Source organism: Paraburkholderia ribeironis (assembly GCF_900019265.1).
Taxonomy (GTDB): Bacteria; Pseudomonadota; Gammaproteobacteria; order Burkholderiales; family Burkholderiaceae; genus Paraburkholderia; species Paraburkholderia ribeironis.
Window position 1 is genome coordinate 45,227 of the sequence record NZ_CYGX02000019.1, and the last position, 14,378, is coordinate 59,604.

12 protein-coding genes are annotated in these 14,378 nt (G+C 65.2%); 3 read left to right on the forward strand and 9 right to left on the reverse strand.

From position 1 onward, the window contains the following. Position 1 precedes the first annotated feature (1 nt). Both BN2475_RS09585 and BN2475_RS09590 read right to left on the reverse strand, forming a co-directional pair. Positions 2-3,130, reverse strand: coding sequence for an efflux RND transporter permease subunit (locus BN2475_RS09585; RefSeq protein ID WP_094779292.1), 3,129 nt, complete (start codon positions 3,128-3,130; stop codon positions 2-4). After that, complete coding sequence (locus BN2475_RS09590) at positions 3,127-4,269, reverse strand: efflux RND transporter periplasmic adaptor subunit (RefSeq protein WP_094779293.1); 1,143 nt, start codon at positions 4,267-4,269, stop codon at positions 3,127-3,129. Before BN2475_RS09590 ends, BN2475_RS09585 begins: the two co-directional genes overlap by 4 nt. A gap of 218 nt (positions 4,270-4,487) precedes the next feature. On the opposite strand from BN2475_RS09590, the gene BN2475_RS09595 reads away from it, so the two are divergent. Then, positions 4,488-5,105 (forward strand): TetR/AcrR family transcriptional regulator, encoded by a 618-nt coding sequence (locus BN2475_RS09595; protein ID WP_094779294.1) that lies wholly within the window; start codon positions 4,488-4,490, stop codon positions 5,103-5,105. Between the two features lie 142 nt (positions 5,106-5,247). On the opposite strand, the gene BN2475_RS09600 is transcribed toward BN2475_RS09595, so the two are convergent. Further along, positions 5,248-5,460 carry a hypothetical protein gene (locus BN2475_RS09600; protein WP_094779295.1) on the reverse strand — a complete coding sequence of 71 codons (213 nt, stop codon included), beginning with the start codon at positions 5,458-5,460 and terminating at the stop codon, positions 5,248-5,250. A gap of 258 nt (positions 5,461-5,718) precedes the next feature. Between BN2475_RS09600 and BN2475_RS09605 the strand changes: the two genes are divergently transcribed. After that, positions 5,719-6,768, forward strand: a complete 1,050-nt coding sequence (locus BN2475_RS09605) for a LysR family transcriptional regulator (RefSeq protein ID WP_094779296.1) — start codon at positions 5,719-5,721, stop codon at positions 6,766-6,768. 144 nt (positions 6,769-6,912) lie between these two features. Here BN2475_RS09605 and BN2475_RS09610 read toward each other — a convergent pair whose 3' ends face one another. The 6 genes from BN2475_RS09610 to BN2475_RS09635 all read right to left on the reverse strand — a co-directional run bounded on the left by BN2475_RS09610 (position 6,913) and on the right by BN2475_RS09635 (position 13,300). Then, a complete protein-coding gene (locus BN2475_RS09610; RefSeq protein ID WP_094779297.1) occupies positions 6,913-7,143 on the reverse strand; it encodes a DUF2795 domain-containing protein in 231 nt (76 codons plus the stop codon). 245 nt (positions 7,144-7,388) lie between these two features. After that, positions 7,389-7,643, reverse strand: a complete 255-nt coding sequence (locus tag BN2475_RS09615; protein WP_094779298.1) for a hypothetical protein — start codon at positions 7,641-7,643, stop codon at positions 7,389-7,391. A gap of 286 nt (positions 7,644-7,929) precedes the next feature. After that, entirely contained in the window at positions 7,930-9,267 is a 1,338-nt protein-coding gene (locus BN2475_RS09620; protein WP_094779299.1) for a C45 family autoproteolytic acyltransferase/hydrolase, read from the reverse strand. Positions 9,268-9,461: 194 nt separating this feature from the next. Further along, a complete protein-coding gene (locus BN2475_RS09625; RefSeq protein WP_094779470.1) occupies positions 9,462-11,195 on the reverse strand; it encodes a ClcB-like voltage-gated chloride channel protein in 1,734 nt (577 codons plus the stop codon). Between the two features lie 112 nt (positions 11,196-11,307). Beyond that, positions 11,308-12,045 carry a glutathione S-transferase gene (locus BN2475_RS09630; RefSeq protein ID WP_094779300.1) on the reverse strand — a complete coding sequence of 246 codons (738 nt, stop codon included), beginning with the start codon at positions 12,043-12,045 and terminating at the stop codon, positions 11,308-11,310. A gap of 169 nt (positions 12,046-12,214) precedes the next feature. Beyond that, complete coding sequence (locus tag BN2475_RS09635; RefSeq protein ID WP_094779301.1) at positions 12,215-13,300, reverse strand: YeiH family protein; 1,086 nt, start codon at positions 13,298-13,300, stop codon at positions 12,215-12,217. Between the two features lie 118 nt (positions 13,301-13,418). Between BN2475_RS09635 and BN2475_RS09640 the strand changes: the two genes are divergently transcribed. Further along, positions 13,419-14,309 carry a LysR family transcriptional regulator gene (locus BN2475_RS09640; protein WP_094779302.1) on the forward strand — a complete coding sequence of 297 codons (891 nt, stop codon included), beginning with the start codon at positions 13,419-13,421 and terminating at the stop codon, positions 14,307-14,309. The last annotated feature ends 69 nt before the right edge of the window (positions 14,310-14,378 follow it).

The window sequence follows — 14,378 nt, forward strand, 5'->3', positions numbered from 1 at the left end:
CTCAATTCCCCGTGTACGTCGCGCCGGGCGCGGACGGCGTCTGCGGTTCGCGTTCGTCGCCACGCACCCTGAACGACGCGGCGTACAACGCCGGCAGATAGAACAGCGTGAGGATGGTCGCGCTCGTGATGCCGCCCATCAGCGCGGTCGCCATCGGGCCGAAGAAGTTCGAGCGCAACAGCGGAATCAGCGCGAGCACGGCGGCCGCCGCGGTCAACGTGATCGGCCGGAAGCGCCGCACGGTCGCGCCGACGATCGCGTCAAAACGCTTGTACCCCGACGCGATATCCTGCTCGATCTGATCGACGAGAATCACCGAGTTGCGCATGATGATGCCGAACATCGCGATCACGCCGAGCATCGCGACGAAGCCGAACGGCTGGCCGAACAGCAGCAGCGTGAGGACCACGCCGATCAGCCCGAGCGGTGCGGTGAGCACGACCATCAGCACGCGCGCAAAGCTCTGCAACTGGACCATCAGCAACGTCAGCACGGCGATCACCATGATCGGAATCTGTGCATTGATCGAAGTTTGGCCCTTTGCGCTTTCCTCGACCGAGCCGCCCACTTCGATCCGGTAGCCGACCGGCAGCGTCGCGCGAATCGGGCGCAATGCGCGGTCGACCGCATGTGTGACGTCGATGCCTTGTGCACCTCGCGCGACGTCGGACTGCACGGTGATGGTCGGCTGACGGTCGCGCTCCCAGATCACGCCGTACTCGAGGTCGTTGCGCAGATGGCCGAGCGTGCCGAGCGGCACCGGGCCATTCGGCGTGGGCATGGCCAGCGCGATGAGCTGCGAAGGATCGACGCGTTCGGCGCGCGGCGCGCGCAGGTCGACGCTGATCAGTTTGTCGCGTTCGCGGTACTGGGTGACTGTGTAGCCAGACAGCGTCATCGCGAGGAAGCTCGAAACGTCTTCGGAGCTCACGCCGAGTTCGCGGGCGCGCTTCTGGTCGATTTCGAAGCGCACCGAGCGCTCGGCGGGTTCGTCCCAGTCGAACTGCACGTTGCTGGTGCCGCGGTCCGCGCGCATGGTGGCGGCAACGCGTTCGGCGATCGAGCGCACGGTCGCGATGTCGTCGCCGCTCACGCGGAACTGCACCGGATAGCCGACCGGCGGTCCGTTCTCGAGGCGCGACAGGCGCGTGCGGATCGCCGGGAAGTTGTTGCGCAATTCCGGTTCGAGCCACTGCGCGAGCTTTTCGCGATCCTTCACCGACTTCGCCGTGATCACGAACTGCGCGAAATTGGGCTGCTGCAATTGCTGATCGAGCGGCAGATAGAAACGCGGTGCGCCCGTACCGACGAAGCTCACCGAATGGTCGATTTCCGGGCGGCCTGCCAGCGCCTTTTCGAGCCGCTGGGCCTGGCGCAACGTGGCATCGAACGAAGCGCCTTCCGGCAGACGCACGTCCACCAGCAACTCGGGACGGTCCGAACTCGGGAAGAACTGCTGCGGCACCAGGGTGAAGCCGGCCAGCGCCAGCACGAACAGCACGACGGTGATCGCCAGTACGACGAAGCGCCGCTCGATGCACCAGCCGATCCAGCCGCGCAAACGGGTATAGAAGCGGGTGTCGTAAATGTCGTGTTCGTGGTCTTCCGCTTCGTGCGCTTCACGTTTGCGCTCGGGCAGCATGTGATAACCGAGCAGCGGAATCAGCACGACGGCCGCGAGCCACGATGCGATCAGCGCGATCGCCGACACCTCGAAGATGGAGCGCGTGTATTCGCCGGTGCTCGATCGGGCCAACGCGATCGGCAGGAAACCCGCGACGGTCACGAGCGTGCCGGTCAGCATCGGAAACGCGGTGCTGGTGTACGCAAAGGCCGCTGCGCGGGTGCGGTTCCAGCCTTGCTCCAGCTTCACCGACATCATCTCGACCGCGATGATCGCGTCGTCGACGAGCAGCCCCAGCGCGAGCACCAGCGTGCCGAGCGACACCTTGTGCAGGCCGATGTCGAACAGATACATGCACAGCGCGGTGACGGCGAGCACCACCGGGATCGAGATCACCACCACCATGCCGGTGCGCACGCCGAGCGACACGAGGCTGACCACCAGCACGATCCCGACGGCTTCGGCGACGGCTTCGAGAAAGTCGTCGACCGAGCGCGCGACCGCGTGCGGCATGCTCGATACTTCGACCAGTTGCAGGCCGGCGGGCAGCATTTGGCGCAGCCGCGCGGTTTCCTGATCAAGCGCCTTGCCGAGGCGGATCACGTCGCCGCCCGGCTGCATCGTCACGCCGATGCCGAGCACGGCCTGGCCGCCAAAGCGCATTTGCGTGACGACCGGATCGTCGTAGCCGCGTTTGATCGTCGCGATGTCGCCGAGACGGAACGTGCGGCTGTTGATACGGATCAGCGTGTCGGCGAGCGCATTGACGTCGTTGAACTGGCCGGTGGGGCGCACGAACACGCGATCGTCGGTGGTGGTCAAGGTTCCCGACGGCGCGATGCTGTTCTGTGAATTGATCGCCTGGGCGAGTTGCTGGGGCGAAATGCCCAGACGCGTGAGTTGGGTGTTGGCGATCTCGATGTAGACGTGCTGATCCGGATCGCCGAAGTAATCGACCTTGCCGACGCCGGGCACGCGCAGCAGCACGGTGCGCAGCTCGTCCGCGTAATCGTGCAGTTGCGCGGCCGAGAAGCCGTCGCCTTCGAGCGTGTAGATGTTGGTGTAGACGTCGCCGAATTCGTCGTTGAAGAACGGGCCTTGAATGCCCGGCGGCAAGGTTGCCGCGATATCGCCGACTTTCTTGCGCACCTGATACCAGGTCTCGGGCACGTCCTTCACGGGCGCCGAGTCTTTCATCGTGAAGAACATCAGCGACTCGCCGGGGCGCGAATAGCTGCGCAGGAAATCGATGGCGGGCGTTTCCTGCAACTTGCGGCCGATGCGATCCGTGACCTGTTCCTGCACCTGCCGCGCGGTCGCGCCGGGCCAGAAGGTGCGGATCACCATCACGCGGAACGTGAACGGCGGGTCTTCGGATTGCGCGAGCCGTGTATAGGCGAGGATGCCGAACGCGGTGGCGAGCGCAATCAGGAATACGACCAGCGCCTGGTGGCGCAACGCCCACGCGGACAGGTTGAAGCGTCCTTCCTCTTGCGCAGTGCTCATGAAGCGAAGTCCTCGGGATGCAGCGGCGCGATCGCGCGGACCTTCTCGCCGGCGCTCGCGGTATGCACGCCTTGCAGCACGACGCGCTCGCCGTCCTTGAGTCCCGCGCCGATCACGATGGTGCGCTCGTTGTAGCGCGTGACCGTGACGCGGCGCAATTCCAGCGTGTCGTCAGCGGCGCGCACGACCCACACGGCCGGCTGCCGGCCTTCATGGAACAACGCGGTAACGGGCAAGATGAACGCAGCATTCTGATTCGCCGCGCCATTGGACGACCACGCCGCGCCGGATGTGACATCGGCGGTCATGCCCAGACGCACGTCGGGGCCGGGCTCGTTCAGTGTGAGTCGAGCGCGCCAGGTGCGGCTTTGCGGGTCGGCGGTGGGCGACAGCTCGCGCACGCGTGCGGTGAACCTGCGCCCCGGCAGCGCGGCGAGCGTGACGCTGGCGGGTTGCCCGACGGCGAACGCGGCGAGCGCGCTTTCCGGCACATCGCAGAGCACGTCGGTGTCGCCGCTCCACGCGAGGTTGTAGACGGGCTGACCCGCGGACACGTTCTGGCCGGTGTCGGCCTGTTCCGCAGTGATCACGCCAGCATGGCCGGCGACCAGCGTGGTGTATTGCAACTGGTTCTTCGACAAGGCCGCCTGTTGCGCCGCCTGGTCGCGCCGCGCGAGCGCGGACGCATAGGCGTTGGTGCTCTGTTCGAGCTGGGCGGGCGCGATCAGGTTTTCTTTCGCCTGCGCCTGGTCGCGATCGAGTTGTTGCTTCGCGTAGAGGAGGCCGTGCTGCGCCGCCTCGAGTTGCGCCTGCGCGCTCGCGGCGCTCTTCTGCGCATCGGCCGGGTCGAGCAGGGCGACGATCTGCCCGCTCTTCACGACGTCGCCCAGGCGCACGCGCCGCTCGATGATCTTGCCGCTCACGCGAAACGACAGCGGCGTGGCATAACGCGCCTGCACTTCGCCGGGCAACGACGCGGCCGGCATCGCCTGGCCGTCCGCGTGCACCGCGACCGCGACCACAGGGCGCGGCGCGGGCGCCGCCACTTCTTTCTTCGAGCACGCGCTCAGCGCGACGACGCCGGCCAGCGCAACGGCACAAGCTGCGCGGCGCACCTGCCGGTGCGATGGCCAGCGCATCGCTGACGATGCGGGAGGACCGGGACGCTTCACAATTACCCCAACTAGAGACAGCGAACCAACACGGCAAGCCGCAGCGGCCCGCCAGCAAAGACGCGCAGGCCGTTCATGCAATTGGCATACGCATCTGACTTGGAATGACGAAATGCATTCTAATACATACATGTATTTGAATGGGAATATGAATTGGAATTCTTTTCGGTGCTAGACTTGCGCCCATGAAACGTCAACGACTCACCCGCGAACAAAGCAAGGACCAGACGCGCGAGCGTCTGCTGGACGCTGCGCAAGCGATTTTTATGAAAAAGGGCTTTGTCGCGGCGAGTGTCGAAGACATCGCCGCGGCGGCAGGTTATACGCGCGGCGCGTTCTATTCGAACTTCCGCAGCAAGAGTGAACTGTTCCTGGAGCTATTGCGGCGCGATCACGAAGCGATGCAGGCGGGCTTGCAGGCCATCTTCGAAAGTGCGGCGGGGCGCGAGGAGATGGAAGCGCGCGTGCTGCATTACTACAGCATGCTGCATCGCGAGAACAAATGCTTTCTGCTGTGGGTCGAGGCGAAACTGCTCGCGGTACGCGACGGCCGCTTCCGGTTGCGCTTTAACGCGTTCATGCACGAGAAGCTCGAACAGTTGGGCGCGTATATCCGCGAGTTTTCGACGCGCGTCGGCACGCCGGTGTTGATGCCGCCCGAGCAACTGGCACTCGGTTTGATGGGCTTGTGCGACGGCGTGCAGTTCTTCTACACGGTCGACCCGCAGAATGTGCCGACGGAGATGGCGGAGACCGTGCTGGCGGGATTTTTCTCGCGCGTGGTGTTCGGGCGGGAGGCGTGATCGGCAGGGGGCGCGCACGAAAACGCGAGCGGGGGCGGTTGGTTCAGGCTGGGCCGCTACTTGAGCCGTGCCGAGCAAAAGGCGCCACTGGAGAGCGGCGCTGCGCAACGCAACGTATGGCGTGTAGAGCTGATGCGCTGCATCAGTTGATCGGCAACTGCTCGCAAATGTTGACGGCCGGCGCCGCGCAGGCGAATGAGTACTGTCCGCTGTCGAGCACGATCTGTTCGCCGGCATGCAGGACGACCTTGATATCCGGGCAGCGTTCATAGGCGATGAACGCCGAACAGGCTGCGGCGGACCAGCAGACCAGCGAAAACGCGATTTTTTCGAAGAGTTGAAAACGTTGGGTCATAGCGGTTGATTTCCTTTCGGCCGCTATATTACCAGCATACTAGGGTTTATACCTAGTCAGAATCCGGGGCAGGCATCGCGACGCCTGTCACAGGCGCCTCGCCAATCTGTCCGGAATGTCATGTTCAGGTCAGCGTTGGGACAGGGTCGGGTCGATACAATCGATTCGTTGGGCAAACCCGTGCGCGCCTTGCCGCGCGGGTCGACATAGGCGGCAAAGGTTGCGCCGGCCCGGCTTCACCGAGGCAGGAGTCGTCCCATGAATCAACTGCAGTCGATGCGCGTGTTCGTCAAGGTGGCGGACCTCGGCAGTTTCGTCGGCGCGGCGAACGCGTTGGATCTTTCCTCCGCAGTGGTGACGCGGCACGTCGCCGATCTGGAAGCGCGGCTCGGCACGCGTCTGCTCAATCGCACCACCCGCCGTCTGTCGCTGACCGAATCCGGCGCAACTTATCTGGAGCGGGTGCGCCACATTCTCGACGACCTCGAAGGCGTCGAGCAGATGGTCGTGGCCCGCAATCACGAACCGGTCGGCACCTTGCGGATCGTCGCACCGGTGGTGTTCGGGCTGCATAGCCTCGCGCCGGTGGTGCAGTCGTACGCGGCGCGCTATCCGGACGTGGTGCCGGATGTCACGCTCGCGGATCGCCAGGTCGATCTGGTCGAAGAGGGCTTCGACGTCGGCATTCTCATCGCGCGGCACATGCGCAGTGCGAGCATCGTCACGCGACGCCTGATGACCGGCCACCTGACCGTCTGCGCGACGCCCGCGTATCTGGCGCAACACGGCACGCCGACGCGTCCCGAGCATCTGCTGGAGCATCCGTGTCTGAGCCGACCGTCCGAACAGGGCGGCGAGGAGCGGGTGTTCAGCGGACCGGACGGCGACGTGCGGGTGCGGCCGGTCAATGCGGTCGCCGCGAACAATACCGAGATGCTCCGGCAATTCGCACTGCTAGGTATGGGTGTGGCGATCCTGCCGAGCTATCTGATCGGCCGGGATCTGGCGTCCGGCAGGCTCGTGCCGTTGCTCGGCGATTACCGGTTACCGCAGATCGAGATCACGATCGCGTATCCGAGCCGCCTTCACTTGCCGGCCAAGGTGCGTACTTTTATCGATCACCTTGTCGAGCATTTCGAGCAGAGCGGCCAGCAGGCCGGAGATACGCGGAACGTGACGCCGGCGAGCGCGGTCGGCGACGCGTCGTGCGAGGCGGATGAACCGAGGGTGTCCGCATTCTCGCCCAGCATGGCGCGGCGCCTGTCGAAGGCGTCGCGCACGCGAATGGTGGCGGCGTCGCAGGGTTGAGTGGTCGGGATGGCTTGGGCGGTTTGAGTGCTTTGAGCAGCGGCGCGTCGACGCGCGCCGCGTTTGGCCTTGCTTGCAGCTTCGGGACGAACGTTGAAGGATCAGAACGGATCCAGAACGGATCGGGAACGGATCACCAGGGGCTTATGCGCCCAGCCCCGGACCGTAGTTGCCGCTGATCAGGCGCGTGACGGAGTCGATGTCGACGTAATCCTGCTCCGGCATGCCGTCGAGCATCGCCAACACTTCATTGCTCGCGCCGGCTTCGCGTGCGGCGTCGACGAGGGCGTCCTTGTTGGTTGGAAAGTGGACTTCGCTCAGAAGGTCGGCGATCTGCAAGTCGATCGATTCGCCGGGAATAGCCGAGGCTGTCATGCAATGCTCCTGTATTGGCGCTGGGACCGGTTGTTGACGCTGGAGGGGAAGGATACTCGCAGGCGCGCACACAATGTACCGCCGGGTTGGCCCGAGAACCCAGCTCTGAACCTGCACCAAACCCGATCTCGAAACCCGATCTCGAAACCCGGCCTCGAAACCAGACCTCGAAACCAGACCTCGAAACCAGACCTCGAAACCCGGCCTTCACGCCGCCAACCCATCGAGCGCGATCGTGACCGCGCTCAGGTCTGCAAATGCTCGTTCTGCGCGTGCAAGCCGCGCTCGAGATGGCGCGATTTGGGCAGTGCAATATGCTCCCACCGTTGCGGGCGGATATCGTCCGGGGCGGCGACATCGGGGGCGGGTGGCGCAACCGGAGCCGCATTGGCGCGCTCGGCAAGGCTAATGGCATTCGTGCTGTCCGGCGCGGTGTGAACTGGCGCGGCAAAGCACGAGGCGGACAGCGTCACCATGGTCAACAGTGTCGAGGTTTTCATCGCCCGACCTCCTAAGCTCATGCGGCGCTGACAATGGAGCAAATGCTGTGCCGTCCCGCGTCGAAAGGAAGGCACAAGCTGGAGGCGGCATTGCGATGCGACCTGCGCGTGCGCAATGCGGCGCACCTTTCATCTTAGATGGCAAATACTGCAACGCGCGCACATTTGCGACAAAACGGTATTGTCGATTCCAAATGATCGCACGACTACGGCCACTCCAGCGCACCCGCTGCGCGGACCGTCGCGCGCCGCAGGATGATTGGCGCGGCGAACCGGGCGGATGCCCCTAGCGCAGTACCTCGAAGCGCGTCCACGGCCACGACGGCCGATCGCGCATATAGCCGTTCAGCCAGTTCCACTGCGGATGCCGTTTCATGAACGCCTGGGCATCGAACGGCCGCCCGCACGGATGCCCCCAGCGCGCAGTGAACGCCATCGCACGCGCCATCTCGCTGTCGACCACCTTGCCGTCGTTGGCGCCCCACGGATTGAACGGCCCATGGTCGGTGCCGCCGAAGCGCGCGTCGTCAAGCTCCAGATGGCCGCAGATGGTGCGCGAGCACGGATTGTCGGCGCGGTCGAGATACACGTCGTGATGGTCGGCGATCATTTCCTTGGCCAGCTCGACGTCGATCCGTCCACGATGCGTTTCTTCGAGCTGCATGAAGCGCAGACGTCGCGCGCCGTTCTTGCGCACGTCCGTAAAGTCTTCGCCTTCGCCGATGCATTCCTGGTTGCGAATCTTCAGATCGGTCGCGGTGTTGTAGCCGCTGTAGAAACCATCTTTGGTGGTCTCGAAGCCGGAATAGCGCAGCCCCAGTTCGTAGCGCGCAATCTCGCCGGTCTTGGTGTCGCCGAGCAGCCAGCTGTTCGCGTAACCGCCGTTATTGGCGAACGAAAACATCTCGCACCATTCGCCGATGCTGTTCGCGTACTGCGACGCGCGTCGCGAGCGATAGAACTCGGGCGCGCCCCCGGTGTTGTAGCCAGCAAAGTTGGAGATGGTGGTTTCCGTCACCATCAACCCGGCCGCCGTGACCCAGAAATCGGTGAGGCTGGAGATGCAGCCCGGCAAGCCCTGCATCAGGATGCGGTTGCCCCGGTCCGGCACGATGTCGAATACGACATTGAACGCGTCGCCGGCGGCATAGCGGTCCCACGAGTTGTGCGCCATCACGATGCGGCCGTCGCGCGTCGCGTTGCCGGTCGCGATGAACGCGCTGCAATGATGCCCACGCCGGCCGCGCCAGGGTTTCAGGCCGAGCTGCGGTTGCTGCTGCGCCGCGTGGCTCGGCCACCAGCTTTGCAGCAGATCCATGTAGCCGTTCCACGCCAGCACTTCGGCGAACGGCAGCTTCGCGCCGTCGGCGATGCCCTGGATTTCATCGGTGAATTCGGTGTCGAGCTTGCTCGCGAACTGGGCGACCGCCGCGTCGACGAAGGTCTCGAACTCTTCGCCGGTATCCCACTTCGCGAGATAGCGGGCGGTGTGGATCGCGTTGCGGATTTCGGTGGCGAGCAACTGGCCGTGCTGCTCGCCGCGATCGTAGGGCTCGCCTTCGATGTGCAGGAAAATCCAGCCGGCCTGATCGCGGCGCACGGCATCGAGGGAAGGTTCGCTCATCTTCGCTCCGATCGAACGGCGGGCGTCTCGATGCGCCCGTGCTGACGTAACGCGCGCTGTCGGCATTTTTTTGCTGGTTTTTTGCCGCAGCGATCTCCCCATTGTAGAGAATTTGCCGCGCTTTGCAGCGCGCCGCGGCGAGCAGGGCGCGCGCCTGGCGGGTCCAGGCGGGCCGAGGTGTGCCGAGGCGTGTCTTAACGCGTCGGATTCATGCGGAAATAGGCGTCGAGCAGCGAGGTCTTGTAGACCACACCGGCCAGCTTCGGCTGCGAGGCGCTTTCGACCACCGGCAGGCGCTCGCCCTGAAACGCGAGGAAGTGCTGCAACGCGTCGCCGAGCGACATATCCGGCGTGAGCACGTCGAAATGCCGCTGCAGGTAATCGGCCGCGGTGCGAGTCGACGTATCGCGGCGCTCGAGCAGATCCGACGTGATGTCCTTCAACGCGACCACACCGAGAAACGCGCCGGATTCATTCGCGACGTACAGATACTTCACCGGATATTCAAGGAACACGCGCGTCATGTCATGCACGGTCGCGTTGGGCAGCACGACGGTTTCGGCGGGCCGGATCAGCTCGCGCATCTGCGTGCCGCGCAGCCGTGCGCGCTCCTGTTCCTCGCGATTGCGCCGCAGCGTGATCTCGTACATCGAGGTCTTGCCGATCGCGCGTGCGATGAAATACGCGACCACGCACGACAGCATCAGCGGCAGCACGACCTGATAGCTGAGCGTCATCTCGAAGATCATCAGGATCGCCATCAGCGGCGCCTGGGTGGCGCCGGCCAGAAACGCGCCCATGCCGACCATCGCATACGCGTACGACGCCGACGTCGCGTGCGGCCACAGCTCGTGCATGCCCTGGCCGAACAGCGAACCGACCGCCGCGCCGACGAAGAGCGTCGGCGTAAAGACCCCGCCGACCGCGCCGGAGCCGGCGGTGGCCGCCGTCGCGGCGAGCTTGGACACCAGCACGACAACGAGCGCGCCCCACGTCCACGGCGAATGCAGGATCGAATTGACGACGCTGTAACCGTTGCCCCACACCTTGGGCTCCCAGATCGAGATGATGCCGACCACGAAGCCGCCGAGCGCGAGCCGCACGGGCAGTGGCACCGGCAGCTTGCGAAAGGCCGCCTTCGAGGCATCCAGCAGCCGCAGGAACTGCGGCGCCGCCGCGCCGCACAGCGCGCCGAGCGCGACGAACAGCAGCACTTCCGGCCCCGTCACTGCCGGAAACACCGGCATTTCGTAGGGCGGTTTGTAGCCGGCGAATTCGCGCATCGTGATGTTGGCGACCACCGCCGCGACCACCACCGGGCCAAAGCTTTCCATCGCGATGGAGCCGAGCACGATCTCGGTGACGAAGAACGCGCCCGCGATCGGCGCGCTATACGCGGACGTGATACCGGCCGCCGCGCCGCAGGCGACCAGCAGGCGCAGCCGTGGCGGATCGAAATGCACCCAGCGCCCGATCAGCGATGCGCCGAGCGCCGCCATTTGCACCATCGGTCCTTCGCGGCCGATCGAGCCGCCGCTCGCGATCGTGAACAGCGACGACACACTGCGCCACAGGCTCAGCCTGACCGGCACCACGCCGTCGCCGATCGCGACCGCTTCCATGTAGTCGGTGTGGATGTGTTTGTCGGCGTGACGCTGCGCGATCAGCAGAAACATGCCGGCGATCAGGCCGCCCGCGGCCGGCAACCAGACCCGCACGGTCCACGGCAGGCTGCGCGCCATTTCGACGAAGCTGCCCGAGCGGCCGCCCATCGCCAGCTGCAGCAGCGCGATGGCCTCGCGAAAAATGATCGTCGCGAATGCGCCGGCGATGCCGACCACCACCGACCAGACCAGCATCGTGTGGGCGTCGGAGAGACGGAACAGGCGTTGGGCGCGGGTGCGCAGCTTCAGCAGGAATGAAAGCACGTCGGCGGTACGGGGCGTGAGGGAGGGTTCGAACACGCGCACGGTAACAGCAACGCGCCCGCAGCGGAAGGCGGGCGCGTTACTGCGGATGGGCGAGGCAAGGCGGCGCGGCTCAAGTGGCGGCCTTGTCGAGTTCCGGATAGTGCCGGAAGACGCAGGCCTCGTTATGTTCGATGCGCCGCCCCGACTCCAGGTACGCGGCGATGTTCGGCCGTACGAGCACCGCGTCGTGCAAGGCGGCGAGCCGCGGATAGTGCTCGCCGAAACGCTTCAGCGCACGCGGAAACGCGTACAGCAGGCCGTCGATCAGCTGGAACATCGACAGGTCGACATAGCTCAACGCATCGCCGACCATGAAGGTGTCGCCGGCCGGATTCTGCTTCAGCACGCGCTCGAAGTACGACATGAACTTCGGAATCCGGTGGTCGATGAAGTCATGCGCGCGCAGCTTGGCCGCGTCTTTCTGGTCTTCGTAGTTCAGGCCGCTCGCGAGCGGATGGTGCGTGTCGTGCGCTTCGGTCACCATGTCGGCGATGGTCAGTTGCAGGCCGTTGGCAACGTAGCGCAGACTCTCGACCGACGGCGCGAGATTGAGCCGCGGACTGAGATAGAACAGGATGTTGGCGGTCTGCGCGATCACCAGATCGCCGTCTTTCAGAAACGGCGGCGCGAACGGCGGATACGGCTCGTCGCGGCTTTTCATGAGCGCCATCATCGCGGCGGTGCCGAGACCTTCCGACGACTTGCCGCGCACCACCTCGACGTAGTCGGCGCGCGCTTCTTCCAGCGCCAGCCGCACGAATTCACCGCGGCCTTGCAGGCCGTCCCAGTAGTACAGTTCCAGGCTCATCGTTCGATCCTCATTCCGGTCGCTCGGGGCACTGTATGAGCAGGCTGCATGAGCGGGTTGCAGGAGCAGGTGACGCCGGCAACCAGTATGCCGTGCACGCGCGCCGGATGGTTCGCCCGAATGCGCAAAACCCCGCACGCGGCGGGGTTGGTGTGAAGGCGGGAGCGGCCTAGCCGAGCAGGTGCTGGACAGCCCATGTGATTCCCAGTCCGCCGGCAACCAGCCACACGTACAGGATCAGGCCGGTGGTCAGCGCCCGGGGTCCGGCCTGACGGATCTGCGCGAAGCGCGTTTCGATGCCGAGCGCGGTCATGGCCATGGTCAGCGCGAAGGTGTCGAGCATATTGAGCGTGCTGATCGCGGCTTGCGGCAGCACGTGCAGCGAGTTGATCACGACGAACGCGAGAAAGCCGAGCGCGAACCATGGAATCGCCAGCTTGCGCGGCGCCGTATGCTGTGCGCCGTCTTGCGCGCCGTTGGTGTGTGCGCGCGCCGAACGGTTCACCCACATGCCGACCACCAGCAGCACCGGTACCAGCAGCATCACGCGGGTCATCTTGACGATGGTGGCGATGTGCGTCGCTTCCGGGCTCACGTTGCTGGCCGCGCCGACCACCTGCGCGACCTCGTGGATCGTGCCGCCGAAAAACAGGCCCGCGCCGATCGTGTCGAGATGCAGCCAGCCCGCGTTGAACAGCACCGGATAGAGGAACATCGACAACGTGCCGAACAGCACCACGCTGCCTACGGCCATCGCGCTCTTGTGCGGTTTCGACTGCAGCGTCGACTCGAACGCGAGCACGGCGGCGGCGCCGCAGATCGCGCTGCCGGCGGCCGTCAGCAAGGCGGTATCGCGGTCGAGCTTCATGATTTTCATGCCGGCCCAGGTACCGATGACGAGCGTGCTGACCACGATCAGCACCGATTCCGCGAGGCCGGGCAAACCGACCTGAGCGATTTCCTGCAGGCTCACGCGCAATCCGAAGAATGCGACCGCAATGCGCAGCAGCTTGCGCGCCGAAAAATTGACGCCGGCGGCCCAGCTGGCGGGCATGCCGTCGCGCAGCGCGTTGCCGTAGATGGCGCCGCCCACGATGCCGACGATCAGCGGGCTCAAACCCAGACCGGCGATCGCTGGAATCGCCGCAATGCGGGTCACGGCGGCGGCGAACAGCGCGACGAACAGGATGCCGTTGAGTTGCCCGCGGGTGGACGACCCGGCAGGGGAGGCGGCGGTGAGCGGAGCGGTGGACATGGTGCGGTGTCTTGGTCACTGACTGGATTCGATGGGTCTAATCCTAATTTAGATATATCGATATGAAAAATCGTGATTTAGAATGTGAAGTATCGGAACGACTGATATTTATGCCGTCATGACCCCTGACCAACTTATAACGTTCGCCGCAGTCGCCGAACATCGCAACATCAGCCGCGCGGCTGTCGCGCTGCATTTGTCGCAACCGGCGGTGTCCGGCCAGCTGCGGCAGCTGCAGGACGAGTTCGGCGAGCCGCTTTACCAGCGCGACGGTCGCGGCGTACGTCTGACGCCCGCTGGCGAGCAGCTCGCAAGCTACGCGACGCGGCTGCGCGACATCTGGCGCCAGGCGCACGCGTACCGCGACGCGCTGCGCGGGCTCGAGCAGGGCACGCTGCGGATCGGCGCCAGCACCACGCCGGCGAGCTATCTGCTGCCGTACCTGATGACCGACTTTCATCGCCGCTATCCGCACGTGAGCGTGCATACCGCGAATGGCAACACCGCGGAAATCGTCGGCGCGCTCGGCTCGGTGGACATCGCGATGATCGAAGGGCCGGTCGGTGCCGATCTGCCGCCGGACACCGCGGTGCATGCGTGGCGCGAGGACGAGATCGTCGCGATCGTGCCGCGCTCGCATCCTTTGGCGCAGGCAGGCGACGGCCGCCGCGCGGAGCTGGCGGCCTTCGGTGCGCATCCGCTGGTGTTGCGCGAGGCGGGGTCGGGCGTGCGGCAGATCGTCGAGCGGGCGTTCGTGCGGGCCGGTGTGCCGATGCGCGTGGCGCTGGAGATCGCCGGTGTCGAAGGCGTGAAGGAGGCGGTGCGGGCCGGGATGGGCATCGGCTTCGTCTCGGCAATGTCGATGCGACATGAGAACGGTGCGTTGTGCCTGTTGTCGCTGAGCCCCGAGCCGCTGACGCGCCGGTTTTCGATCCTCGTGCCGCATGCGAGCGCGCCGTCGAGAGTGGTCGAGCAGTTTCTTGCGCTCTGTCTCGCGGACGGCGGCTGAGCGGTGCGCGGTTCGCCGTGCCTGACGGGCAACATGGGCGCCGTGCCTGACGGGCAACACAGGCAACAC

Bases quoted from the DNA above. Each gene is read 5' to 3' on its own strand.
- BN2475_RS09595 (WP_094779294.1), top strand. From the start codon at position 4,488: ATGAAACGTCAACGACTCACCCGCGAACAAAGCAAGGACCAGACGCGC.
- BN2475_RS09630 (WP_094779300.1), bottom strand. From the start codon at position 12,045: ATGAGCCTGGAACTGTACTACTGGGACGGCCTGCAAGGCCGCGGTGAA.
- BN2475_RS09605 (WP_094779296.1), top strand. From the start codon at position 5,719: ATGAATCAACTGCAGTCGATGCGCGTGTTCGTCAAGGTGGCGGACCTC.
- BN2475_RS09635 (WP_094779301.1), bottom strand. From the start codon at position 13,300: ATGTCCACCGCTCCGCTCACCGCCGCCTCCCCTGCCGGGTCGTCCACC.
- BN2475_RS09590 (WP_094779293.1), bottom strand. From the start codon at position 4,269: ATGCGCTGGCCATCGCACCGGCAGGTGCGCCGCGCAGCTTGTGCCGTT.
- BN2475_RS09610 (WP_094779297.1), bottom strand. From the start codon at position 7,143: ATGACAGCCTCGGCTATTCCCGGCGAATCGATCGACTTGCAGATCGCC.
- BN2475_RS09585 (WP_094779292.1), bottom strand. From the start codon at position 3,130: ATGAGCACTGCGCAAGAGGAAGGACGCTTCAACCTGTCCGCGTGGGCG.
- BN2475_RS09600 (WP_094779295.1), bottom strand. From the start codon at position 5,460: ATGACCCAACGTTTTCAACTCTTCGAAAAAATCGCGTTTTCGCTGGTC.
- BN2475_RS09640 (WP_094779302.1), top strand. From the start codon at position 13,419: ATGACCCCTGACCAACTTATAACGTTCGCCGCAGTCGCCGAACATCGC.
- BN2475_RS09615 (WP_094779298.1), bottom strand. From the start codon at position 7,643: ATGAAAACCTCGACACTGTTGACCATGGTGACGCTGTCCGCCTCGTGC.
- BN2475_RS09620 (WP_094779299.1), bottom strand. From the start codon at position 9,267: ATGAGCGAACCTTCCCTCGATGCCGTGCGCCGCGATCAGGCCGGCTGG.